General features: G+C 68.0%; 21 protein-coding genes and 1 pseudogene. 3 read left to right on the forward strand and 19 right to left on the reverse strand.

All coding sequences use genetic code 11. The features are described 5' to 3' along the window. Positions 1–797: restriction endonuclease (locus N0B51_RS12895; protein WP_259962892.1), on the forward strand; the 797-nt coding region annotated here is incomplete at its 5' end. Between the two features lie 28 nt (positions 798–825). Here N0B51_RS12895 and N0B51_RS12900 read toward each other — a convergent pair. From N0B51_RS12900 to N0B51_RS12915, 4 genes are all read right to left on the reverse strand, one after another. After that, complete coding sequence (locus tag N0B51_RS12900) at positions 826–1,053, reverse strand: hypothetical protein (RefSeq protein WP_259962893.1); 228 nt, start codon at positions 1,051–1,053, stop codon at positions 826–828. A gap of 98 nt (positions 1,054–1,151) precedes the next feature. Beyond that, positions 1,152–2,576: a phage terminase large subunit gene (terL, locus tag N0B51_RS12905; protein WP_259962895.1), complete on the reverse strand. Its 1,425-nt coding sequence runs from the start codon at positions 2,574–2,576 to the stop codon at positions 1,152–1,154. Then, positions 2,573–3,049 (reverse strand): hypothetical protein, encoded by a 477-nt coding sequence (locus N0B51_RS12910; RefSeq protein ID WP_259962897.1) that lies wholly within the window; start codon positions 3,047–3,049, stop codon positions 2,573–2,575. Before N0B51_RS12910 ends, terL begins: the two co-directional genes overlap by 4 nt. A gap of 1 nt (position 3,050) precedes the next feature. Continuing rightward, positions 3,051–4,484: a DNA modification methylase gene (locus tag N0B51_RS12915; protein WP_259962899.1), complete on the reverse strand. Its 1,434-nt coding sequence runs from the start codon at positions 4,482–4,484 to the stop codon at positions 3,051–3,053. 974 nt (positions 4,485–5,458) lie between these two features. Between N0B51_RS12915 and N0B51_RS12920 the strand changes: the two genes are divergently transcribed. Then, positions 5,459–6,838 carry a hypothetical protein gene (locus N0B51_RS12920; RefSeq protein WP_259962901.1) on the forward strand — a complete coding sequence of 460 codons (1,380 nt, stop codon included), beginning with the start codon at positions 5,459–5,461 and terminating at the stop codon, positions 6,836–6,838. A gap of 53 nt (positions 6,839–6,891) precedes the next feature. On the opposite strand, the gene N0B51_RS12925 is transcribed toward N0B51_RS12920, so the two are convergent. The 14 genes and pseudogenes from N0B51_RS12925 to N0B51_RS12990 all read right to left on the reverse strand — a co-directional run bounded on the left by N0B51_RS12925 (position 6,892) and on the right by N0B51_RS12990 (position 20,056). Beyond that, a complete protein-coding gene (locus N0B51_RS12925; RefSeq protein WP_259962903.1) occupies positions 6,892–8,088 on the reverse strand; it encodes a tetratricopeptide repeat protein in 1,197 nt (398 codons plus the stop codon). A 63-nt stretch (positions 8,089–8,151) separates the two neighbouring features. Then, a pseudogene (locus N0B51_RS14900) lies at positions 8,152–8,439 on the reverse strand (winged helix-turn-helix domain-containing protein); the annotation flags it as partial. Between the two features lie 143 nt (positions 8,440–8,582). Beyond that, a complete protein-coding gene (locus N0B51_RS12935) occupies positions 8,583–9,896 on the reverse strand; it encodes a radical SAM protein (RefSeq protein ID WP_259962906.1) in 1,314 nt (437 codons plus the stop codon). Between the two features lie 31 nt (positions 9,897–9,927). After that, positions 9,928–10,146 (reverse strand): hypothetical protein, encoded by a 219-nt coding sequence (locus N0B51_RS12940; protein ID WP_259962907.1) that lies wholly within the window; start codon positions 10,144–10,146, stop codon positions 9,928–9,930. Beyond that, on the reverse strand, positions 10,143–10,289 hold the full coding sequence (gene ccoS / locus N0B51_RS12945) for a cbb3-type cytochrome oxidase assembly protein CcoS (protein WP_259962908.1): 147 nt from the start codon (positions 10,287–10,289) through the stop codon (positions 10,143–10,145). Before ccoS ends, N0B51_RS12940 begins: the two co-directional genes overlap by 4 nt. Then, positions 10,286–12,409, reverse strand: coding sequence for a heavy metal translocating P-type ATPase (locus tag N0B51_RS12950; protein ID WP_259962909.1), 2,124 nt, complete (start codon positions 12,407–12,409; stop codon positions 10,286–10,288). Before N0B51_RS12950 ends, ccoS begins: the two co-directional genes overlap by 4 nt. Continuing rightward, on the reverse strand, positions 12,406–12,852 hold the full coding sequence (locus tag N0B51_RS12955; protein WP_259962910.1) for a FixH family protein: 447 nt from the start codon (positions 12,850–12,852) through the stop codon (positions 12,406–12,408). Before N0B51_RS12955 ends, N0B51_RS12950 begins: the two co-directional genes overlap by 4 nt. Then, positions 12,849–14,303, reverse strand: a complete 1,455-nt coding sequence (gene ccoG / locus N0B51_RS12960) for a cytochrome c oxidase accessory protein CcoG (protein ID WP_259962911.1) — start codon at positions 14,301–14,303, stop codon at positions 12,849–12,851. The genes N0B51_RS12955 and ccoG overlap by 4 nt, the downstream gene beginning before the upstream one ends. Beyond that, entirely contained in the window at positions 14,290–15,201 is a 912-nt protein-coding gene (ccoP, locus tag N0B51_RS12965) for a cytochrome-c oxidase, cbb3-type subunit III (protein ID WP_259962912.1), read from the reverse strand. The genes ccoG and ccoP overlap by 14 nt, the downstream gene beginning before the upstream one ends. Next, positions 15,191–15,355, reverse strand: a complete 165-nt coding sequence (locus N0B51_RS12970) for a cbb3-type cytochrome oxidase subunit 3 (RefSeq protein WP_259962913.1) — start codon at positions 15,353–15,355, stop codon at positions 15,191–15,193. Before N0B51_RS12970 ends, ccoP begins: the two co-directional genes overlap by 11 nt. After that, positions 15,352–16,158, reverse strand: a complete 807-nt coding sequence (ccoO, locus tag N0B51_RS12975) for a cytochrome-c oxidase, cbb3-type subunit II (RefSeq protein ID WP_259962915.1) — start codon at positions 16,156–16,158, stop codon at positions 15,352–15,354. Before ccoO ends, N0B51_RS12970 begins: the two co-directional genes overlap by 4 nt. Positions 16,159–16,173: 15 nt before the next feature. Further along, entirely contained in the window at positions 16,174–17,841 is a 1,668-nt protein-coding gene (gene ccoN, locus N0B51_RS12980; protein ID WP_259962916.1) for a cytochrome-c oxidase, cbb3-type subunit I, read from the reverse strand. Positions 17,842–17,921: 80 nt separating this feature from the next. After that, on the reverse strand, positions 17,922–18,638 hold the full coding sequence (locus N0B51_RS12985; protein WP_259962917.1) for a helix-turn-helix domain-containing protein: 717 nt from the start codon (positions 18,636–18,638) through the stop codon (positions 17,922–17,924). 122 nt (positions 18,639–18,760) lie between these two features. Next, complete coding sequence (locus N0B51_RS12990) at positions 18,761–20,056, reverse strand: hemolysin family protein (protein WP_259962919.1); 1,296 nt, start codon at positions 20,054–20,056, stop codon at positions 18,761–18,763. Between the two features lie 200 nt (positions 20,057–20,256). On the opposite strand from N0B51_RS12990, the gene N0B51_RS12995 reads away from it, so the two are divergent. Next, positions 20,257–20,943: a YiaD family glycine zipper/OmpA-like lipoprotein gene (locus tag N0B51_RS12995; protein ID WP_259962920.1), complete on the forward strand. Its 687-nt coding sequence runs from the start codon at positions 20,257–20,259 to the stop codon at positions 20,941–20,943. A 461-nt stretch (positions 20,944–21,404) separates the two neighbouring features. Here the strand turns inward: N0B51_RS12995 and N0B51_RS13000 are convergent, their stop codons facing one another. Continuing rightward, the gene (locus N0B51_RS13000) at positions 21,405–22,184 is read right to left on the reverse strand and encodes a 3'(2'),5'-bisphosphate nucleotidase CysQ (protein WP_259962921.1); all 780 of its coding nucleotides are present in this window, start codon (positions 22,182–22,184) and stop codon (positions 21,405–21,407) included. Positions 22,185–22,211 lie beyond the last annotated feature (27 nt).

Here is a 22,211-nt window from a genome sequence, read left to right on the forward strand (position 1 = left end):
GAGTGCGCCAGCACTATCTTTCGCAAGGCCTGCGCCCGGCAACCGCAACGGGCTACCTCAACGAGACCCGCGCCTTCCACGATGCCGATCCCGACGTGCTGTGGATCACCTTTGCCCGCGGGCGACTGTGGTGGGCCTTTGCGGGGCCCGAGGTGCACTGGATCGGCGGTGCGGGCGAGGCGCACGGCACTCGCTACCGCGAGACCCTCGACGGCTGGCACGACCATGACCTTGCCGGCAAACGGCTCGATCTTGAACGCCTGAGCACGAGCCTGACCCAGCTGGCCGGCTACCGACGCACGATCTGCCGCGTTGGGGAAGCCGACTACTGCCTGCAGATGATCAACGCGCAAGCCGATCCCCTGCTCGTGCAAATAGGAGAAGCGCGGCAGCAGCTCGAGGTGCATCTCGGGTCGGCCATTGCCAGGCTAAGCTGGGCCGATTTCGAGCTGCTGGTCGAGCTGATCCTCACCCGCAGCGGCTGGCGGCGGATTTCGGCGATCGGGGGCACGATGAAGGATGTCGACCTGGTGGTCGAACAACCGTTCACCGGTGAGCGAATGCTGGTCCAGGTCAAGTCGAAGGCGGACCAGGCCGTGGTGGACGACTATGCCCGCCGCCTCGGTGCCCGCGCGGGCGAGGAACGGCTTCTGCTCGTGTGCCACTCGCCGCGAGGCCAGCTGCGCGAACCCGAGATTGCTGGCGGGCGCCGGCTGCAGGTCATGGTCGGCACTGAGATCGCGCGCCGGGCGGCCGCTTGCGATCTTGTCGACTGGGTGATCGAGCGCGCGCGCTAGGTCGGTGGTCCAGTGAGTGTGCTTTGGGCTACGCGGCGGAGCCGGTGGGATCTTCCGCGTTATTCACGAGCACCGCCGCCGCCGCTCCCAACGCCGTCAGCTCGGCGCCCAGCGTCGCCAGCGTCGCGGCGGTGGCGGCAGCGGCGGCGAGGTCGCGCGGCGAGGTGACAAGCTTAAGGTGCCGATCTTCGAGCAGCATCGCGGCGGTCGTGCCGAGCTGGCCCACCAGGCTGCGGACGTGCTTCTCGTCGAGCATGGGGCAGGCGTCCTTTCGCCATTACCCAAGCGCGAGAACGGCGGTGAAGTCGAGTCGCAGCTTTTTCTATATGCGATTGGGCCGGCCCGCGCAGGCCGTCAGCTGTACCCGGTGATGTACCTGCCGATATAGAGGTCATCCGTGCGGTCCCTCTTCCAAGCAAGCAGCTGGGCAAGGGTGTCGATCTGATCGTCGTGCGTACCGTTGGGGAACCGGCGGACCTCGCACAGGAATTCGTCGAGCCACGGCGCGCTCGGTGGAAGGAGAACGAGCCCGCCTTCGATTGCAGCGGACTGGACGTGCACCCGCGCTTCCTTGTCGTAGGGGCCCGGATCATAGGCAACGACCGGATAACCCTCGTGCTCGATCCGCAGGTCCTGTATCAACCCCGTCCCGCTGCCCTTATCCTCGATGAGGATCGTGCTGGGCCGCAGGCGCTGGGCCATCTCGATCACGCAGTGTTTCAGCACCGGGTATTCAACCCGGCGGCGCCAGACGTTGAGCAGGTAATACCGTCCCCGAGCAATCCTCCAGACGGTGATCACCGACCAGTCGTTGCGCGCCCCGGCCTTGTAAGCGGTGTCGATGCTGAACACCGTCTCGCCGTCATCAGGCACGTCGTCGTAGGTGCCGAACCAACCGACCTTGATCATCCCCCCTTCGAGCGGCACCGGCGCCTGCTGGTACTGCGCGGCAAAGTCGTGCGAGCCCATCTCGCGCTTCAGCCGCTCGAGCACCTCGATCGGCTCGCGGACCGGATCGAGCACATCTCCTGCACGCCGATAATGGAATCGCAGCGGGCGCTTGCTGATCAGGATCGGCTCATCGACCTCGGCAATCGCGGGCAGGTTTAGGTGCAGCCAACCGCCTGCGCGCAGCATATGGCCCGACAGGTCATCCTCGTGCTGGCGCTGCTGGACCATGATGATGCCCCCGCGGCTCTTGTCGTCCAGCCGGGTGAACAGGGTGTTCCTGGTCCAGTCGAGCGCTGCATCGCGGGCAGCCTCGGAATGGGCGTCGGGACCCTTCAGCGGATCGTCGACGATGATCAGGTCGCCGCCCTTGCCGGTGAGAGTGCCGCCGGTCGAGGTTGCGATCCGGTAGCCGCCAGCACTGGTATAGAACGCGGTCTCGGCTGCGCGGGACGGGATCACGGTCGAGGGGAACAGCGCCCGGTACCACGGCGACAGCATGACCTGGCGGGTCTGCCGACTGAACAGGTTCGCCAGTTCCTGGTTGTAGGAGACGACGATCACCCGGAACGTGGGATCGCGGCCAAGAAGGAACGACGGCAGCGCCACCGACGCGATGGTCGACTTGGCCGAGCGCGGCGGCACATTGATCACCAGGCGATCGGTCTCATGTTCGAGAGCAACAATGCCGATAAAAGTGCACATCGCCTCGTGCACCCAACTCTGGTGGAACGTTCGGCCGCGGTTGAGCTCGGCGAACACGCGGTGGACGAACGACAGGAAGTCGTTGCGCATCAGCGCCTGAAGCAGGCGGACCTTGTCGGCGTTCATGGCAGGTCTCCTTGGGGAAGATCAGATCCGGACTCCGCCAGGGGAGGAGTGGCGGGCGGGTCGCCGGCGAGCGGCTGGACGCCGATCAGCCCTCGCTCGAACGCGCTGGCGAGGATCACTTCGTCCTCGGCGAGCAGCAAGGTGGTCCGGTCGGGTTCGACCTCGATCGGGCTGTACTCGGAGAGCCGCTTGAGAAAGTGCTCGCGCGCGCGGTGGTCGCCCTTCAGCGCCTGCTCGCGCTCCTTGAGCACGATCCCTTCCTTCGAGGTTATACGCTTGCGCTTGCCCTTGATCTCGGCATCGACGGGGATCTCGGCTACCGCCTGGTAAACCGTCTTCAGGCTCTTGGCGCCCTTCTTGCGGCCCGGCCGGGTCCGGTTGTCGTCGACAGCGAAGCGAGTGCTCTTCGAGCCTTCAGCGTGCCCGCGGCCGTCGGGCTGTCCATCTAGCCGGAACTTGGCTTCCTTGGCCATGTCAGTTCTCCTCGCTGATGGAGGGGCTCGCCCGGCGCTCGGCGGCCACTTCGGAAAACGTCTGCCCGGTTGCGGCAAGCACCGGCTCTCCGAGGTCCAGGTCGCGCCAGCGCTCGAGTGTGACGTCGACATAGCGCGGCGACAGTTCGCACAAGTAAGCCACCCGGTCGGTCTTCTCGGCCGCGATGAGGGTCGTGCCGCTGCCCCCGAAGCTGTCGAGCACCGCTTCGCCTGGCGCGCTCGCGTCGAGCATCAGGTCGGCGACGAGCGCGACGTTCTTGACCGTCGGGTGCATCGCGAGCGCCTTCTTGCGCCCGCTGCTGCCCATCACGCCGGGATAGGATAGAACGTTCGAGCGATTGCGCCCGTGCTTGCCGAGCTGGATGTTGTTGCGCGCGGGTCCCTTGCCGTGCTTGAAGACGCCGACCAGCTCGTGGCCGGACCTGTAGAAAGAGCCCATGCCGCCTCCACCGCTGGCGGACTTCACCCAGACCAGGAGCTGCTTGTAGGCGAGACCCGCTGCTTCGGCTCCGATCACGAGTTCCACGATGTGCCGCCAGTCCATGAAGGTGTAGAGCAGCGCGCCGTCGCGCAGGTGGGGGACCGCGGCCACGAAGAAGCGCCGGATGAAGCGGGTGAATTCTTCGGCGCTCATCTCGCCTGCGCCCGCGGAAAAATCACCATGCAGGCCGCTGCTGGAGAATGCCTTGGTCGGGAGGTTGTAAGGCAAATCCGCAATGACCTGGCCGATCGTTGCCCCATCGACCAGTTCGTCGATGACGCGCGCGTCGGTCGAGTCACCGCAGATCAGGCGGTGTCGGCCGCACAGCCACAGCTCGCCACGGCGACTGACGGCCTCGCGCTCTTCGTCCGGCTCGTGCACATCGACGAGGTCGTTGAGCGCCTTTGTGCGAATGCGGTTTTCAACCGCGTCAATCTCGCCGATGCTGAACCCGCTGTCGGTAAGTACGATCTCTGGCTCGCTCAGCCGCAGCTCGGTGAACGTCAGCGCAAGCGCCTCCTCGTCCCACTCCAGATCCATCGCGAACTTGGTCTGGAAGATGCGCCACAATTCCAGCTGCTCTTCGGAAAGATACGCCGCCTGCACGACAGGCACTTCAGTCAGCCCGAGCAGCAGAGCTGCTTCGAGCAACTCGTGACCATAGACAAGGCCGAGCTTGCCGTCGGTAATGAGTGGGATGACCAATCCCCACCGGTCAATGGCAGCCGCCAGCTTCTTGACCAGCGCCTTCTGACGCTTGGTCAACTGGCGACGCGCGACGACTATCGTGAGCGGATCAACGTACTCAATGCGAAGCCGGATGGCGTCAAAGTTCGGCCGCGACGCGGACGTGAGTAATTCAGACTTGGTACGCATGGCAGAGACTCCAAGAAGAAAGGGAGGCGGCGCTCGGGTGGAGAGCCGCGCGAGCAAGTCGCCCGGTGGGCGAGAAACCTGGCCCGCTTCGCGCGCACGCGAGAGTTAGCCAGGGCGGGCACGAGGCCCGCCACGTCTTCTTGGGTGTGCTGTCGGATATCCGGCGGCACCGGTGCCGTCAGGTGTTCAGCGGCACGGGCGCTTTTTAGCCGGTTGGGTTGCGGTAGCCGACCCCCTTTCGTCACGCTGCTTTTCAGCGTGTTCCAAGGGTTTGAATCGCCGAGCGAAAGCACTGCAGAAAAGTTTCCACCCCCCGCTTATTCCACTTTGCTTCTGTGGCTGCCGGGCGCCGGTTCGGCTCCAATTCGGGCGCAACATTGCCCACAAAAGTGGGTTTGATTCCCATTTGGGTCGACTCGGGAAATCGGCTGCGCGCCGCAGACTTCGGCCGATTTTCGATCGCAGAATGGCTGCGTGAGCGCTTCAGGCGCCGGATTTCCCAATTATTCCCATTTAAAGGTGGGTATGGCGACTGAGACGCGTTCGCTACGGACTGCGTCGCGCACCATACACTTGGGATGGTAGTTTCCCTGACAACAAGCGCAGCGCGGGGCCCGTGACTTCGCGAGCGGTTTTATCGATGAAGGACGTCGGCCGGTCCGAGCAGCCGGATCGCACCCACTTCAATCGGGGCATCGCGGCCCAAATTTCCAGCCACCATGTCCCAGAAAAGCAGAGGCCAGGCTGGGCAATCGCCCCGAAAGGCAGGGGGCGGAGCGGGCCTTCAGAGCCGTTTGGAGGGGCGACCCGCGTACTCTCGACGTGAATCGCATCTGGCCAGACAGAGTTGCATGGCACGCGAGCGCCGCAGTTTCGCCGGGCGACACCGCGGATAGCCAAACGCCCCCGGCGCGCCACGCCGATCTTTCGCGAAATGAGAAAAAGATGACAGATCCGTAAGGGTTTGCTGGTCGCGCGCAGACGGCTGATGGGAGCAGGTGGATGATGGTTTCACACCAGGGAGAACCATCATGTCCTTAAAGTACCTCTCTTCGTGCGCCGCACTGGCGCTTGTTCTTGCGGTGCCGGCCAAGGCCGACCCGACGCCTGAGTGCAACGACGGCGCCGGAGCCGGTTCGACCGAATGCGGCACCAATTCGAGCACCGGGGCAGCACCGGGCGCGACCGCCATCGGCAACACCGCCACCGCGAGCGCGCTCAACGCGATTTCGGTCGGTGCGCTCAGCAGTTCGACCGGAACTGCCGCCGTCGCCGTCGGCGGTACGAATCCTGTCAGCGGTCGCACGACCAGTGCCGCCGGCAATGTCAGCATCGCGATCGGAGCCGGCGCACAGACCACTGCGAGCGGCCTGGCCGCTACCGCGATCGGGCCGACCGCAACTGCCGCGGGAACGGGCGCGATCGCCCTTGGCGGGCGCACGCTGGCAGGCTCCGACAGGACGATCGCGATCGGCGGTGAAGCCCTACCGGCAGGGGCCTCGGTCAGCCGGGTCGTGAGCGCGACCAGCGCCGGCTCGATCGCGATCGGGGCGGGATCGACCGCGAGCGGTTCGGCCGGCGCCAGTTCGCCGGGAAGTGCAATCGCGATCGGGCAATTGGCCGAAGCGAGCAACAGCCGCACCGTCGCGCTGGGCGAAACGGCCGTGGCGTCGGGAGAGAACGGGACTGCCGTCGGTGCCGAAACGACCGCCAGCGGCCTTTCGTCATCGGCCCTCGGCTACCAGGCGGCGGCAACCGGGATCGCCTCCTCAGCGCTGGGCCACAACACGCGGGCCACCGGCCTTGCCGCCACCGCGGTGGGCGTGAGCGCGCAGGCAACGCAGGCCGGGTCGACGGCAGTCGGGCGACTGGCGAACGCGGCGTTCGCCGGCTCGACCGCCATCGGTGCCAATGCGACGACGACTGCGGCTAATCAGGTGGCGCTGGGCGGAGCGGGAAGTTCCGTGCGCATCGGTGATATCGCCGCGAGCACTGCGGCGCAGACGGGTGTCGTGGGCGTAGCGACGGTCGACGCCAACGGGGTGCTTGGCCGCAACACCACGCTGCTGCCCGCGGTTGCCGCGCTCCAGGCGTCATCTGCCGCGATGCAGGGCATGCTCGATGCGCTGGGAGGGCAGGTTGGCACGCTGTTCGACCTGCGCCAGGCGGACCGCACCGATTTCAGGAAGGGCATAGCCGCCGCAACGGCAATGGGCGAAGCTCCTTTCCCCTCCGAACCGGGCAGGACGAGCTACGTGCTGAACGGAGCGATTTTCCGCGGCGAACCCGCAGTCGGTGGATCGTTCATGCATCGCTTCAACGGCGACACGCCGGTGGCCTTCGGACTGGGGTTCAGCCTTGCCGGGAAGAAGAACAACGCTTTCCGCGCCGGCGTAGCGGGCGAATTCTGACCGGTGTGGACGGGCGGCGGCGTTGGCAGTCGCCTGCTCCCTGGGAAGGGCGGTCAGCTCCGGCGAAAGTCGGGCTGGCTGCCCGACCGCTGCCAGTAATCGTCGAGACCTGATCGAGCGAGAAGGTCACGATATTGCGGCATCCCGGCCAGTTGCAGGAACGAAGGGAAGAACAGCATGGCGGTAGAGCGGGCCGTCCACTGATCGGGTGCTGGCCATTGCCTGCTCTCGACCGTTCCGCCCAGGAAATATGCTGCGGCCACCGCTAGCGCACGTGCCGGCTCGCCCAGCATCGCAAGCATCGGTGCAGCATCGCCAGCGACTTCGGCCTCGGTCAGTCTTCTGCGAACTTGGGAAACGGCGCTTGCCCTTGCCCGTTGGCCGCCGTCCGCGATCGCATCTGCCTCGGCCGCCATTGAGGCCACCATCTCGTCTCCAAAGCCATCCGGCCGCGACGCGCGCGACCTGACGAACTGGGACGCCTCGAGCGGGCGGCCCGTTTCCAGAAGCACGCGGTAGCGCGTAAGCCAAAGTGCAGGGTGGTTGGGCCATTGGGCGTGCGCGTGTTCGAGCGCCATGTCCGCTTCGTGGAGCCGGTTCGCCTGGAGCCTGTTGAGCGCAAGCAACGACCATGCGACCGGAATCTTGGTATCGATCGCGATGACCCGCTCACGAAATGCGAGCGCCTCGTTCGCTCGGCCAACATCCATCAGGAGTAACGCGAGCTGCGCGTTCGCGTACCAGTGGTCAGGGTGGTCGCGTACGATCCGGCGCAGCCTTGCCTCGCTTGCATTCCAGTCGCGATAGAACGGGCGCTCGAGGGCCTTGGCCAAACGCGCGTCGGCCTGATCGGGATCGAGTTTGAGGGCGCGGCTTGCCGCAGAGTCCATCATGACGGTCAGATTGCGCCGCTCGCCGGCAGCATATCCATTCATGGCGTGGCGATACATCAGGGCGAGGTAACCCCAGCCATCGGCATAAGTCGGATCGATCTCGACCGCCATCTCCAGATTGCTGGTCGCCTGGCGCGTCGATCCGGGCAGACCGCTCTTCATCAGCAGGTCTGCCTGACGCGTCAGCTCGACCGCGCGTGGATCGGTTCGCGGTCGGCGAAGCGCGGTCCAACCACCCAGTGCGGCCGCGCCGATTGCGAAGCCACCGGCAAGGACAATCTTGCGCCTGTCGGTCGACGCAGCGCCGATGGCGTCAGTCCCTCCCTTGTCGGGCAAATGGGCGCCTTCGTTCGTCACGATACGAAAGCCGACCTTGGTAATGGTTTCGAGCCTTACCGCATCGTCTGCGACCTCCAGCAACGCCTGGCGCAGCAAGGAGATGACGCGGTTGATCGCATTGTCACCGACGATCCTCCCTACCCACGCGAGCGCGACGAGATCGTCCCGCGACAGGACCAGGCCCGGTTCCTGCCCGAGCGCCACGAGAACCTGCATGACCCGAGGTTCAAGTATAACCCGGCGATCGCCATTGACGATCGTGCGAATTGGCGGATCGACGTGGACCGTTCCGATGTTGAATGGTGGCACGCGCGCAAGGTCGGCCGCACCAACAAAAGCGGGAATGCTGGACCGCATTTCCATCGGCATAACCTCGCGAGACGCGCTGTCTTCGAAGGTGAAGCCGGCAAGTTGCCAACGGACCGTCTGACGAACAAGCAGAATCTGGGTCTACTTCGCATTGCGGGCTACCCGTCCAATCACCTCATCTGCATGTGGCCTGATCTCCGGGATCAGATCGCGGAACTGAAGCGCCGCGTCTGGGCGATCCGGAACGCATCGAACAGCGCCGCGATCGGGCGCGCGTAGGGCAACCCTTCGGGCGTTATCGACAACCAGTCGCCATCCAGCGAAGCCAGTCCGCGATCGACGAACGGCGCGAGGCGTTCGGCGATGCCGGCCTGCAGGTCCGCGCCGACCCGCGCCCGCCCTGCGCACAGCAGTTTCTCGATGACGGCGCCCCTTTCCCGGTCCGCCGGCCCGCGTTCGATCCCCCGGTTGGCCGTGACCCGGTTCTGCGAGGCGATCATCCGGTAGCGGCCGCTGTTCTTCTCATTCTGCGCCAGCAAATGCGGGAACTGGCTGATCGCCGACGCGCCCAGCCCGACCAGGTTCGGCGCAGCGTCATCGGTGAAGCCCTGGAAATTGCGCCGCACCCGCCCCGCGAGCGCGGCGCGGGCGAGGGGGTCGCCGCCGGGCCGCGCGAAGTGGTCGAAACCTACCGGCACGTACCCGTGCGTGCACAGATAGGTGTATCCCAGCGCCGCCATCTCGAACCGTTCGTGCTGGCCGGGCAGGCCCGAGGCGTCGATCGCGCGCTGGCGCGGCACGACATGGGGAACGTGGGCATACCCGAACAGCGCGATCCGGTCGGGCCCCAGCACCCGCGCGCGGTGCAGCGTGTCGACCAGGTCCGCGCGGGTCTGGCGCGGGAGGCCGTACATCAGGTCGAAATTGAGCGATGCCACCCCGGCGCCGCGCAAGAGGTCGACGGCGCGCACGATGGTGTCCTCGTCCTGGACCCGGCCGATCGCCCGTTGGCAGTGCGCGGCGAAGGTCTGGACCCCGAGGCTTGCCCGCTCGATCCCAACCGTCGCGATCGCCCGGGCCCAGTCGGCGGACATCGTGCGCGGGTCGAGCTCGATCGAGTAGACCGGATCGGTCAGCCGGAACGCGACGGTCAAACGGTCGACGAGGCGGATGAAGTCGACCGGGTCGAGCGCGTTCGGGCTCCCCCCGCCGAACGATACGCGGCGCACGATGGCGTCATGCGGAAGCCGCGATGCGACCGACCCGATCTCGAGCGTCAGCGCCGCGAGGTACGAATCGAGCCGCTGCCGCTTGCCGGCCGCGCCGGTGTTGCACCCGCAGTAATGGCAGATTTTCTCGCAGAACGGGATGTGGACGTAGAGCGAGATTTCGCCTTCCGCCTGCTCGAGGGCGGCTTCGTGCAGCGCGGGCGCGATTTCCGCGAACTCGGCCGCGGTGGGATAGCTGGTGTAGCGCGGAACCGGCGTCGCCAGCAGGTCGGGATGATAGGGCCACATGGCGCCTCCCTGGCCGCCGCCGCGCCCGCGGTCATTGCGCTGGATCAAGCCGCTTGCGGTTGCAGGTCGCGTGGCAGCCCTTCTGCGGGCAGGACGCCGGGGCCTTGCGCTCCCGCGATGGCAGCGGGATCGCGACCGTTCCGCCGTTGCACAGCCGGAGCGCAAGCACGCCGTCGCGAGCGGCTTCCTGCGGCAGGGGGCCGGCCATTGCCGGGATCAGTGCCGCCAGCGCGAAGACAGCCGGGTTCATGCCTCGTCGTCCTCGATCAGAATCCGGTAGGCGGCCCCATCGAGATCGTCGTACTGCCCGTCGCGCATCGACCAGAAGAACGCGGCGAGCCCGCCCAGGCTCAGGGCAAGCGCGACCGGGATCAGGAAGGCGAGGCCATTCATCCGGCGGCCTTCGCCAGGCGGAGCGAATTGAGCACGACCGCCAGCGAGCTGACCGACATCGCGACGGCGGCGATCAACGGAGTGACCAGTCCGGCGATCGCGAGCGGAACGGCGAGCAGGTTGTAGAGGACCGCGAAGGCGAAGTTCTGCCTCACGACCCGCATCGTTGCCCGTGCGACCCGCACGCCGAGCGCGACCGGCATCAGGCCGGCCCCGACGAACACCGCGTCGGCCGCCTGCTGGCTGACGTCGCTGGCGGTGCCCGGGGCGATCGATGCGTGCGCGGCGGCCAGCGCGGGACCGTCGTTGAGGCCGTCGCCGACCATCAACGGGCGGCGCCCGGCCGCGGCGAGCCGTTCGAGTTCCGCGAGCTTGGCCTGCGGCCCGGCCGACCCTCGCGCGAACAGCCCGAGCGCGCGCGCGACCGGGGCCACGGCCTCGATCCGGTCCCCCGAGAGGATGCGGCTGTCGAGGCCCATGTCGCCTAGCGCCCTGATCGACTGTCCCGCGTCCGGGCGCAGCCCGTCGGCAAAGACGACCGGCATTCTCCGCTCGCCGACGACGAGCGTCACGGTCATCGCGCCGCCATCCTCCGCCCCTTTGCACAAGGCAACGGCGATCCCTCGCGCGGTTCCAAATACGCCCTCGCCGGCGCGTTCTTCGACGCGCTCCAGCGGAGCCGGAGAAACGCCGGTCGCCTCCAGGGCGCGGACGAGCCCGCGAGACAGGGGATGGCGGCTGTTCTGCGCCAATGCGCGGGCGATCGCGCGGTCCGCGGGATCGAGACCGTCCAGGCAGGGCTGCGGCTCGCCCATTGTCAGAGTCCCCGTCTTGTCGAAGAGCACGGTGTCGACCTCGGCGAGGCGCTCGAGCGCGCTGCCGTCCTTGACCAGCAAGCCCCGCTTCATCAGCGCGCCCGCGGCGACGACCTGAGCGGCCGGCACGGCAAGGCCCATCGCGCACGGGCAGGTGATGATCAGCACCGCGATCGCGACCACCAGCGCCTGGTGCAGCCCCGCCCCCGCCAGCATCCAGCCGGCGAAGCTCAGCGCGGCGAGCGAGTGTACCGCGGGGGCATAGAGCCGCGAGGCGCGGTCGGCGATGCGAACGTAGCGACCGCGCGACTGACCGGCTTCCTCCATAAGGCGCGCGATCTCGGCGATCGCGGTATCCTCGGCGGCGGCTGTGACCCGCACGCGCAGGGGCTGCAGGAGATTGATCGTGCCGGCGTGGACCGCCGTGCCGGGCGCGACCGGCTCGGGCCTGCTCTCGCCGGTCAGCATCGCGTTGTCGATCGCGCTATGGCCGGCCTCGACCGTCCCGTCCGCGGCGAGAGATTCTCCCGCCGCGACGAGCATCGTCATGCCCGGTTCGATGCGTTCGGCGGCGACCCGGCGAACCCCGCCATCGGGCTGGACGATGCCCGCGCTCCGGCCCATGCGCGACAGCAGCGCGCCGATCTCCGCCCGGGTGCGGCCGCGCATCGCCGCGTCGAGCGCCCGTCCTGCCAGCAGGAAGAAGAGCAGCATCGTCGCGCCGTCGAAATAGGCGTGTTCGCCGCCCGCGACGACCTCGTAGAGGCTGAGGCCCGTCGCCAGCAGCACCCCGATCGAGATCGGCACGTCCATGTTCGTGCGGCCGTGGCGCAGCGCCTTCGCGGCGGAGGCAAAGAACGGTCGTCCGGCGTAGGCGATCACCGGCATCGCGATGAGCGCGGAGAGCCAGTGGAACAGGTCGCGGGTCGCGCCCTCGGCCCCCGACCACACGCTGACCGACAGCAGCATGACGTTCATCATCCCGAACCCCGCGACGGCGAGTGCGCGCAGCAGCTGTCGTCTTTCGGCGTCGTCGGCGGCCGGCGCGGCGCGGGTGACCGGCTGCGCATCGAACCCGATCCCCGCCAGCGCGGCGACCAGGACGTCCTCGCTCATGGCGGGGTCGTGACGGACGGCGACCCGCCTCGCCGAGAAGTTGACCCGCACGGCCGCTACCCCGTCGAGCCTCGCCAGCTCCCGCTCGATCTTGCCGATGCACCCGGCGCACTTGATCCCGGGCACCACGAACCGGCTGTCGACCAGGGGCAGGGCGACGAGCGTCCTGGGATCGAGCGGTGCGTTCATCCCAGCGGGCCTTCGCTGCGGAACCGCTTGCCGTCCGCCTGCACCGTCACGCGCAGGATCCAGCGTCCGGGGGGCAGCGGCTCGTCCGACACGGCGGAGCCGTCCGGCGCAGGCAAGAAATGCAGGGCGGTGTCGGGGACGCGGCCAAGGGGATGCCGTGCGCTCCCCGCGATCCGGGCGCCGGCGGGAATGCCGGTCAGTGCAAGCGCGACGCGGCCGTCGGCGCGGCGAGCGGGTTCGACCCGCCAGCCGAGCGCGCGTTCCCTGGCCGCTTCCTCGAGCCAACCGTTGAAATCCTGGCTGGCGGCGTAGGAGTTTTCGACCACGATGCCGCCGAACGTCCGCTTGGCGATTACCGCGGCGCCCAGGTTGACCGAGATCACCACCGCGAACCCCGCGACGAGAATCGCGGCCATGTGGCGGCCATCGAACGCATTTTTCATGGCCGTTCTCCCGTCGGTGTTTCGAAATTGGTGACGACCCGCTGGCTCTCGCGCGCTGCGTCGAGCGTGGTCACGGCGAAGGAAAATTCGCTCTGCGGCGTCGCAGCGGGGGCGACGACGTAGGCGCGCACCGACCGGGTGCTGTCGGCCGGGACGGTCACCGCGAGCGACCGCGCGGCATCGGCCCGTTCGGTCAGGTCGGTCCACATAGCAGCGCCCGGCAGGCCCTCGAGCGAAACGCTCATGCGCCTCGGCCGGGTCGCCATGTTGCGCAGGCGCAGGGTGTAGGCGTTGCGGACTGACCCGTCGCTGAGCAGCATGAACGGCGGATTGCGGTCGGGCGCGACCGAGAGCCCCGCGTGGCTGCGGGCGCCCAGCGCGAACAGCATGGCAAGACCGATCGAGCTCCAGATCAGCAGGTAGGCGATCGTCCGCGGGCGCAGCAGCGCCTTCCATGCCGGGCGCGGCGGGGCACCGGCCGCCTCGGCCTCGCAATCCTCGAGCGTGGCATAGTCGATCAGTCCGCGCGGGCGCCCCACCTCCGCCATTACCCGGTCGCAGGCGTCGATGCACAGCGCGCAGGTGATGCAGCCGATCTGTGGACCCTCGCGGATGTCGATCCCCGTCGGGCAGACCTGCACGCACATCGTGCAATCGATGCAGTCGCCGAACATGCCGGGGTGCTTCTCGGCCTTCTTGACGCTGCCGCGCGGCTCGCCGCGCCAGTCCTTGTAGGTCACCAGCAGCGACTTCTCGTCCATCATCGCGGTCTGGATGCGCGGCCAGGGGCACATGTAGATGCACACCTGTTCGCGCATGAACCCGCCGAGGGTGACGGTTGTCAGCGTGAGCACGGCGACGGTTATGTACGCCGCCGGCGCCGCTTCGCCGCGCCAGAAATCGTGCACCAGCGTAGGGGCGTCGGCGAAGTACATGATCCACGCGCCGCCGGTCCAGAAGCCGATGAACAGGTAGATCGACCATTTGAAGGCCCGCCGGGCGACCTTGCTCCAGGTCCACGGCGCGGCGTCGAGCTTCTGCCGCGCGAACCGGTCGCCGTCGACGAAGCGGTCGACGTGCTGGAACAGGTCGGTCCATACGGTCTGCGGGCAGGCATAGCCGCACCACGCGCGGCCGACGGCGCTGGTGACGAGGAACAGGCCGATGCCGGCCATGATCAGCAGCCCGGCCACGAAATAGAACTCGTGCGGCCAGATCTCGATGCCGAACATGTAGAACCGGCGGTGGACCAGGTCGACGAGGACCGCCTGGTCGGGCGCATAGGGGCCGCGGTCCCAGCGGATCCAGGGGGTGACGTAATAGATCGCCAGGGTGACGATCATCATCGCCCACTTGAATCGGCGGAAGGGTCCGTCGATCCGCCGGTTGTGGACCGTCCCTTTCGCCTCGTAGAGCGCGTTCAGCGGGGTTTGCGGATCAAGGCTGTTCATCGACCTTCGCCGCCGGGTCGGCGCCTCGCGCGACCGCTGTCTCGCCGCCGCCGAGCGAGTGGACATAGGCTGCCAGCATCTTGATCGTCACGGGATCGAGCTTGTCCTGCCACGCGGGCATCCGGCCCACCCGGGGGCGCAGGACCTGCCGCGCGATGTCCTCGCGCGTGCCGCCGTAGAGCCAGATCGCGTCGTTCAGGCGCGGCGCGCCCTGCGCCCGGTCGCCTTCGCCGTTGGAGCCGTGGCAGCTCGTGCAGTTGTCAGCGAATATCTGTGCGCCGACTCGGTTGGGCTTTGCCTTGCCGCTCAGCGACAGGACATGCTCGGCGAGCGCAGTCAGCTGCGCAGTGTCGAACACGCCCTCGAAGGGCGGCATTTCCCCCTGGCGCCGGTCGTCTCCCTCGGGCTGCCTGACGCCGTTGGCGATGGTGTACTCGATCGAGGTCAGGTCGCCGCCCCACAGCCAGTCGTCGTCGTTGAGGTTGGGGTAGCCGAGCGTCTGGCTGCCCGCCGCGCCGCTGCCGTGGCATTGCGAGCAGTGGACGCGGAACGCCGCCCGCCCGCCGGCAATCGCCTGCCGCATCAGCTCCGGCTTGCCCGGAAGCTTTTCGATGTCGGTCGCCGCGATCGCTTCGCCGACCGATCGCTTCGCCTGGTCGGCGAGGGTCATGTCCTTCGCCAGCTGCCCCCGGCTGGTCCAGCCCAGGACGCCCTCGGTCCCCTGGTCGATCAGCGGCCACGCGGGATAGAGCACGACGTATACCAGCGCCCACGCGATCGTCAGGTAGAAGGTCCACAACCACCACCGCGGCATTGGGGTATCGAGTTCCTCGATGCCGTCCCATTCGTGGCCGACGGTCTCGGTCCCGGTCGGCTGGTCGACCCGCTTATTCGCCATCGTCTTCGCCTTCGAAAATGGATTGCGCCATGCGGCGGTTGGTGTCGCGCCGGCCCGGCAGGAAGGGCCATGCGCACAGCAGCACGAAGATCACCGCCATGGCGGCAAGGCCGACGGTGTCGGCGAGCCGGCGGAGGGTCTCGTAATCGGTCACCGGCCCTTCTCCGCGGCCAGATCCTCCTGCGCCGCGGCGCCGTTCACGTCGACCAGGGTTCCGAGCATCTGGAGGTAGGCGACGAGCGCGTCCATTTCGGTCAGCCGCGAAGGATCGCCATCGAAGTCGCGCGCCTGGGCCTTGGGATAGCGGGCGAGCAGGTCCGCCACGTCCGCATCCGGATCGGCCTGCGCCTTGAGGTCGGCCCCGGCTGCGGCGATGTCCTTCTCGCTGTAGGGGACGCCCACGCGCGCCAGGGCGCGAAGGTGCGCGGACGGGTCGGTCATCGCGAGATCGGTTTCGGCGAGGAAGCCGTACTGGGGCATCACGCTTTCGGGCACGACGCTTTGCGGGTCCTTCAGGTGCTGGACGTGCCACGCGTCGGAATAGCGGTTGCCGACCCGCGCAAGGTCGGGGCCGGTGCGCTTGGAACCCCACTGGAACGGGTGGTCGTACATGCTCTCGGCGGCGAGGCTGTAGTGGCCGTAGCGTTCCACCTCGTCGCGGAACGGGCGGATCATCTGGCTGTGGCAGGTATGGCACCCTTCGCGCACGTAGATGTCGCGGCCCGCCTGCTCGAGCGGGGTGTACGGGCGCATGCCCTCGACCTTCTCGATCGTGTTGTCGATCCAGAACAGCGGCGCGATCTCGACCAGGCCGCCGATGGCGACGACGATCAGGGTGGCGACGCCCAGCAGGGTCACGTTGCGTTCGAGGCGGGCGTGCCCCTTGACCACCGCCTCGACGTCGGGCGGCTCCTCGGACAGGGGGCGGGCGGCGAGGGGTTCGTTGCTGGTGCTCATGGTGCTTGGCTCGTCCTATTCGGCCGGCACGGCGGTGGCGGGGATCGGGCGGTCGAGCGCCGGATCGGGCGGCGTCTCGGTCATCGGCGCCTCGGCCCGCACCTTGCCGGCAAGGGTCTGGGCCACGTTCCACAGCATGACCGCGAAGCCGGCGAGGTAGAGCAGCCCGCCGAACGCCCGCATCAGGTACATCGGGTGGATCGCGGCGACGGTGTCGGCGAAGCTGTTCACGAGGTAGCCGTCGGCCCCGTATTCGCGCCACATCAGGCCCTGGGTGATCCCGGCCACCCACATGCTCGCGGCGTAGAAGACGATCCCCAGCGTCGCGAGCCAGAAGTGCCAGTTGATCATCCGCAGGCTGTACATCCTCTGCTGCTTCCACAGCCGCGGCACGAGGTAATAGAGGCAGGCGAACGTGATCATCCCGTTCCACCCCAGCGCGCCGGAATGGACATGGCCGATCGTCCAGTCGGTGTAGTGCGACAGCGAGTTGAAGAACTTGATCGAGAGCATCGGCCCTTCGAACGTGCTCATCCCGTAGAACGCGAGCGCCATCACCATCATGCGGATGATTGGGTCGGTGCGGACCTTGTCCCACGCGCCGTTGAGCGTCATCAGCCCGTTGATCATGCCGCCCCAGCTCGGCATCCACAGCATGATCGAGAACACCATGCCCAGCGTCTGTGCCCAGTCGGGCAGCGCGGTGTAGAGCAGGTGGTGCGGACCGGCCCAGATGTAGAGGAAGATCAGCGACCAGAAATGGATGATCGACAGCCGGTAGGAATAGACCGGCCGCTCGGCCTGCTTGGGCACGAAGTAATACATCATCGCCAGGAAGCCGGCGGTCAGGAAGAAGCCGACCGCGTTGTGGCCGTACCACCACTGCACCAGCGCGCCCTGCACCCCGCCGAACAGCGGATAGGCCTGCGACCCGGTCAGGCTCACCGGCACGTCGATGTTGTTGACGACGTGCAGCATCGCCACGGTGACGATGAAACCGAGGTAGAACCAGTTGGCGACGTAGATGTGCGGTTCGTGCCGCTTGAGGATCGTGCCGACGTAGACGGCCAGATAGGCGACCCAGACGACGGTCAGCCACCAGTCGACGTACCACTGCGGCTCGGCGTATTCCTTGCTCTGGCTGATGCCCAGCAGGTAGCCGGTCGCCGCCAGCACGATGAACATCTGGTAGCCCCAGAACACGAAGCGGGCGAGCGCGGGAAACGCCAGCCGGGTCCGGCAGGTGCGCTGCACGACGTAGAAGCTCGTCCCGATCAGCGCGTTGCCGCCGAATGCGAAGATCACCGCGCTGGTGTGCAGCGGGCGGACCCGGCCGAAATTGAACCAGGGCTCGAAGTTGAGCTCGGGCCAGGCCAGCTGGGCGGCGATGAACAGCCCCGCCAGAAACCCGGCCAGGCCCCAGAACAGCGTGGCCAGCGTCGCCCAGCGGATCGGGTCGTCGTCGTACCGCGTCTCGCCCTCGGGCATCCGGAAGAACCCGCGCGCTGGGCTCAGCGGATCGAACCGCGCGGCCGAGGCCAGCACCAGCCCGAGCGCGACCAGCCCGACGATCGCCGCGTGGACCGCTAATCCGGTATCCGCCGCCGAGACGTAGGCGACGATGGCGAGCAGCATGACCGCGAACCACAGGCCCGCTCGGCTGAGGGCAGCTTCGGCTTGCATGAAAATCTCCGTCCGTTTGGCCGGCCCTAATCAGAGCCGGCCCTCGCCATCATTGATCCAGCGCAAATTTCGCGAATTGTTCAGAGAGGAGCCCGCGCGTGACCCGCTCGGTCCGCCAGCCCCGCCAGATTGCAGACCCGAACGTGCGAACGGCCGTGGGTTTCGATCAGCTGCGCGGCACGCAGCTCGCTGAACTGGCGACTCACGGTTTCGATTGTCAGCCCCAGGCTGTCGGCGATGTCGCGGCGTGACATCGGCAGGTCCACTTGCGGCCCCAGCGCATCCCCGGTGCCGATGCGGTCCGCCATCGTCGCGAGGAATCCGGCGATGCGCTCCTGCGCGGTCTTCCGGCCGAGCGAAACGGACTTTTCACGGCTGCGGAGGAGCGCCTGCTGCATCCGTTCGAACAACGCCTTCATCACGGCCGCGTCGCTTTCGACGATCGAAATGAACGCGGTCGCCGGAAACGTCACCAGCGTGGTCCCGGCCAGGGCTGCAAGCAGGTAGTCGTGCGCCGGGGGGGACGCGATCCACAGGAGGTCCCCGGCGAAGTGGAAGGCGACGACCTGCTCGCGCCGGGCCGATGCAAGCGCCACCAGCTTCGCTGCACCCGATGCGATGAAAACGAACCGGTCGGCCCCCCTCTCGATCCGAAAGGTCTGGCCGCCCTCCAGCGCGACGGTCTGCGCGATTGCGCGCAGCGGCGGCGCCAGGGCCGGGGCGGAAGGTGCCGGGAGGACCGTCTCGACGAAATGCGGGAACGGGTCGCGCGGCGGGGAACGATGGCGATTCGTCATGCGCGCCGTTTGCGCCGGAAGCGCCCCGGCGATCATTGACCTGGGTCAACCGCCGACAACCGGCCCGGCGTGTTGGCCGGCAGCGCGGGGGCCGGCAGCGCGGGGGCCGGCGGCGCGCGCGCCTAGTCGGTGGCGGTCGCGATCAGCTTGTCGATCTTGCGCCCGTCCATGTCCGCCACCTCGATTCGCCAGCCCTGGTCGATGAAGCTCTCGCCCTCGTCGGGCAGCTTCTTGAGGTGCCACAGGACATAGCCGGCGGCGGTTGCGAATTCGTGGTCTTCGGGCAGGTCGATGGCGAGCCGCTCGGCCATTTCGTCGACCGGCAGCGCGCCCGAGATCAGCAGCGAACCGTCCTCGCGCTCGACGATCGCCGGCGCTTCGCCAAGATCGCTGTCGGAAGCGAAGTTGCCGACGATCGCGGTCAAGAGGTCGACCGGGGTGACGATCCCCTCGAGATGGCCGTACTCGTCATGGACCATCGCCATGGCGATCTCGGCCTGCTGCAGCGTGCGCAGCGCGTCCATCGCGTCGAGCTGGTCGGGGATCACCTCGGGCTTCTTCATCATCGCGGCGAGATCGACGGTCTTGCCGGCAAGCAGCCTGCCGAGAACCTCCCGCACCTTGACCACGCCCAGCACCTTGTCGGGCGACCCTTCGGCCACCGGCAGCAGCGAGTGCGGGCTGGCGTCGATCCGTGCGCGCAGCTCGGCCTCGGGCGCGTGGAGATCGAGCCAGTCGAGCTCGGTCCGCGGCGTCATCAGCGCACGGACCGGGCGGTCGGCGAGCCGGACCACGCCGGCGAGGATCTCGCTCTGCCCCGCCTCGATGACACCCGAGTGCGTGGCTTCGGCGAAGATCATGTGCAGTTCTTCGGCGGTCACCGCCCCTTGCGAACTCGGCCGCACCCCGAGCAGGCGGATGATCAGCGACGACGACCTGTCGAGCAGCCAGACCAGCGGGGCGGCGATCCGGGCGAGCAATGCCATGGGCCGGCTGGCGACAAGCGCGATCGGCAGGGCGGCGCGCAGGGCAATCTGCTTGGGCACCAGCTCGCCGACCACGAGGGTGGCATAGGTCGTCAGCCCGATGACGACGGCGAAACCGATTTCCCCGGCGTAGGCGGGCGGCACGCCGAGGAGCGCCAGCCGCTCGCCGGCCGGCCCGCCCAGGCTCGCGCCCGAGTAGGCGCCGGCCACGATACCGACGAGCGTGATCCCGATCTGCACCGTCGAGAGGAACTTGCCCGGGTCCGCCGCAAGCGAGAGCGCCGTCCGGGCCGCGCGGCTGCCACGCTCGGCCGCGCTCTTCAGGCGCGCGGGCTTGGCTGAAACGATCGCCAGTTCGCTCATCGCGAACAGGCCGTTCAGCACGATCAGCCCGGCGATGATCAAGAGGTCGGTCCAGGGAAATGGGGTCACGCGGCCGACCGCTAGCAGATTTGCCGGCCCGCGCCAGCGCCAAGCAGAGGTGCGCCAGTGTGGGGGACGCAACAGGCGACGGGAACGGCGCGCGGCAAGCGACGTTTCATGCACCGAGGCGCGGGTTGGGCGCGCTCGCCTTCATGCGCGCGCCGGCCTTAACCGACGCGCCGAACGATAACAGGAAAAGGGACATACCCATGCAGATTTCGCGCAAGATCACCGCCGGCTTCGCCGCGCTGTCGCTGCTGACCGTGTCGGCCTGCGTTACCGATCCGAACACCGGAGAGAAGAAGATTTCCCGCACCGCCATCGGCGGCGTCGGCGGCGCGGCCGCGGGTGCGCTGCTCGGCGGGCTGATCGGCGGCAAGACCGGGCGCATCGTGGGGGCCGTGGGCGGCGGCGCGATCGGCGGCGTCGTCGGCTACAAGATGGATCAGCAGATCAAGGAGCTGAAGGACCAGACCGCCGGTTCGGGCGTGGACGTGACCTCGGTCGACGGGGGCAACGCGATCCTCGTCAACCTGCCCGACGGCGTGACCTTCGCCACCGGCAGCTACGCGATCAGCCCCGGCTTCCAGACCCTGCTCGACCGCGTGGCGAACAGCCTGATCCAGTATCCGAACAGCCTCGTCGACGTTTATGGCTATACCGACACGGTCGGGTCGGCGGCGTCGAACCAGCGCCTGTCGGAACAGCGCGCGCAGGCGGTCGCCAACTACCTGATCAGCCGCGGGGTCAGCTCGGCCCGCATCCGCTGGATGGGCTTCGGCGAAACCAACCTGAAGGTGGCCACCGGCGACAACGTAAACGAACCGCTGAATCGCCGGGTCGAGATCAAGATCGTCCCGCTGTCCGAGGCCGAAATCCGCGCTGCACAGGGATAAGCCTCAGCCCCCTTGGGGTCGCACGCGAAAGGCCGGTCTCCGCAAGGGGGCCGGTCTTTTGCGTGTGGGGTCAGGCCGGGCAGTCGTCGGTGCGCCGCTTGCTGAAATTGCACGGCCTGCTCTTTGCGCGAACGGCCGGCGCGACCGCATCGGCTGGCGTCGATGCCTGCGGCCTGGGCGCGCTCAGCGGGGCGGGCTGCTGCACGCCGGTGGCCGCTGGGCGGGCCGGCTGCCCCCTGTCCGGTGGCGCCTTTGCCGGCTGCTGTTGAACCGTCGTCGCCGCCATCAGCGCGGGCACGACGGCCAGGGATAACAGGATTGCTCGAGGTGGAGTCATGCGCGCCGCTCCTTTGCAGGGCGTCCAGAATTGGACCGGGCTGTACGACTCGCTTCCCGGACGGAAGCTCACTCGCCTTGCAGAGTGCGCCTCTCCCCGGAGAATGCAAGCCTCGCGGCCGGTCTCACCCCGCGATCGCCGCGGCCCGTGCCGCCAGCCGGTCCACGGCGGCGCCGTGGATGCCCGGTGCGCTGATCAGCAGTCCGAACGCGCGCGGATCGCGCTTGTTGTAGGCCAGCGGCCGGCCGAATGCGTCGGTGGTCTCGGCGCCCGCCTCGCGCGCGATCAGCGCGGCGGCGCCGATGTCCCACTCCCAGCCCCAGCGCAGCGTGGCGAGGAGGTCCGCCTCGTCTGCCGCGACCATCGCCGCACGCAGCGCGATCGAGTTGGGCTTGTCGACCGGCACCAGGTCGCGGTCTTCCTTCGGCAGCGCGTCGGTCGGTACCCGCGCGCCGGGGAAGCTCTCGCGCTGCGAGGCCGCCAGCCGATCGCCATTGCGCCACGCGCCCTGGCCGGCAATCGCGTGCCAGAATTCCTCGCGTGCCGGCGCAGCGAGAAAGCCGACCAGCGGGCGCCCCCCGCTGATCAGCGCGACCGACACCGCCCAGCCGGTCCGGCCGCGAATGAAGTCGCGCGTGCCGTCGACCGGATCGACCAGCCAGATCAGGTCGCGGTCGAGCCGCGAGGGGTCGTCGGCGGTTTCCTCGCTCAGCCATCCGGCGGCGGGCAGCAGCGCGCCCAGTTCGCGCTTGAGGAAGGCGTCGACCGCGAGGTCCGCGTCGCACACCGGGTTTCCGGGGGTCTTGTCCCACGCCTTGAGCGCGTGGCCGGTCCCCGGCCACATCGCATGCGCGACCCGGCCCGCTTCGCGAACGATCGCCTCGAGACGCGCGGCGTCTATCATGCGGCACAGAACATCTTGCCGCCTTGG

It is taken from the genome of Tsuneonella litorea, from assembly GCF_025154015.1.
Taxonomy (GTDB): domain Bacteria; phylum Pseudomonadota; class Alphaproteobacteria; order Sphingomonadales; family Sphingomonadaceae; genus Tsuneonella; species Tsuneonella litorea.

Excerpts from the sequence above, each read along its gene's own strand:
- N0B51_RS12950 (WP_259962909.1), bottom strand. The coding sequence starts at position 12,409 with ATGAACGCACCGCTCGATCCCAGGACGCTCGTCGCCCTGCCCCTGGTC.
- N0B51_RS13000 (WP_259962921.1), bottom strand. The coding sequence starts at position 22,184 with ATGATAGACGCCGCGCGTCTCGAGGCGATCGTTCGCGAAGCGGGCCGG.
- ccoG (WP_259962911.1), bottom strand. The coding sequence starts at position 14,303 with ATGAACAGCCTTGATCCGCAAACCCCGCTGAACGCGCTCTACGAGGCG.
- terL (WP_259962895.1), bottom strand. The coding sequence starts at position 2,576 with ATGAACGCCGACAAGGTCCGCCTGCTTCAGGCGCTGATGCGCAACGAC.
- N0B51_RS12940 (WP_259962907.1), bottom strand. The coding sequence starts at position 10,146 with ATGAACCCGGCTGTCTTCGCGCTGGCGGCACTGATCCCGGCAATGGCC.
- N0B51_RS12910 (WP_259962897.1), bottom strand. The coding sequence starts at position 3,049 with ATGGCCAAGGAAGCCAAGTTCCGGCTAGATGGACAGCCCGACGGCCGC.
- N0B51_RS12955 (WP_259962910.1), bottom strand. The coding sequence starts at position 12,852 with ATGAAAAATGCGTTCGATGGCCGCCACATGGCCGCGATTCTCGTCGCG.
- N0B51_RS12900 (WP_259962893.1), bottom strand. The coding sequence starts at position 1,053 with ATGCTCGACGAGAAGCACGTCCGCAGCCTGGTGGGCCAGCTCGGCACG.
- ccoN (WP_259962916.1), bottom strand. The coding sequence starts at position 17,841 with ATGCAAGCCGAAGCTGCCCTCAGCCGAGCGGGCCTGTGGTTCGCGGTC.
- ccoO (WP_259962915.1), bottom strand. The coding sequence starts at position 16,158 with ATGAGCACCAGCAACGAACCCCTCGCCGCCCGCCCCCTGTCCGAGGAG.
- N0B51_RS12995 (WP_259962920.1), top strand. The coding sequence starts at position 20,257 with ATGCAGATTTCGCGCAAGATCACCGCCGGCTTCGCCGCGCTGTCGCTG.
- N0B51_RS12935 (WP_259962906.1), bottom strand. The coding sequence starts at position 9,896 with ATGTGGCCCTATCATCCCGACCTGCTGGCGACGCCGGTTCCGCGCTAC.
- ccoP (WP_259962912.1), bottom strand. The coding sequence starts at position 15,201 with ATGGCGAATAAGCGGGTCGACCAGCCGACCGGGACCGAGACCGTCGGC.
- N0B51_RS12920 (WP_259962901.1), top strand. The coding sequence starts at position 5,459 with ATGTCCTTAAAGTACCTCTCTTCGTGCGCCGCACTGGCGCTTGTTCTT.
- ccoS (WP_259962908.1), bottom strand. The coding sequence starts at position 10,289 with ATGAATGGCCTCGCCTTCCTGATCCCGGTCGCGCTTGCCCTGAGCCTG.
- N0B51_RS12985 (WP_259962917.1), bottom strand. The coding sequence starts at position 18,638 with ATGACGAATCGCCATCGTTCCCCGCCGCGCGACCCGTTCCCGCATTTC.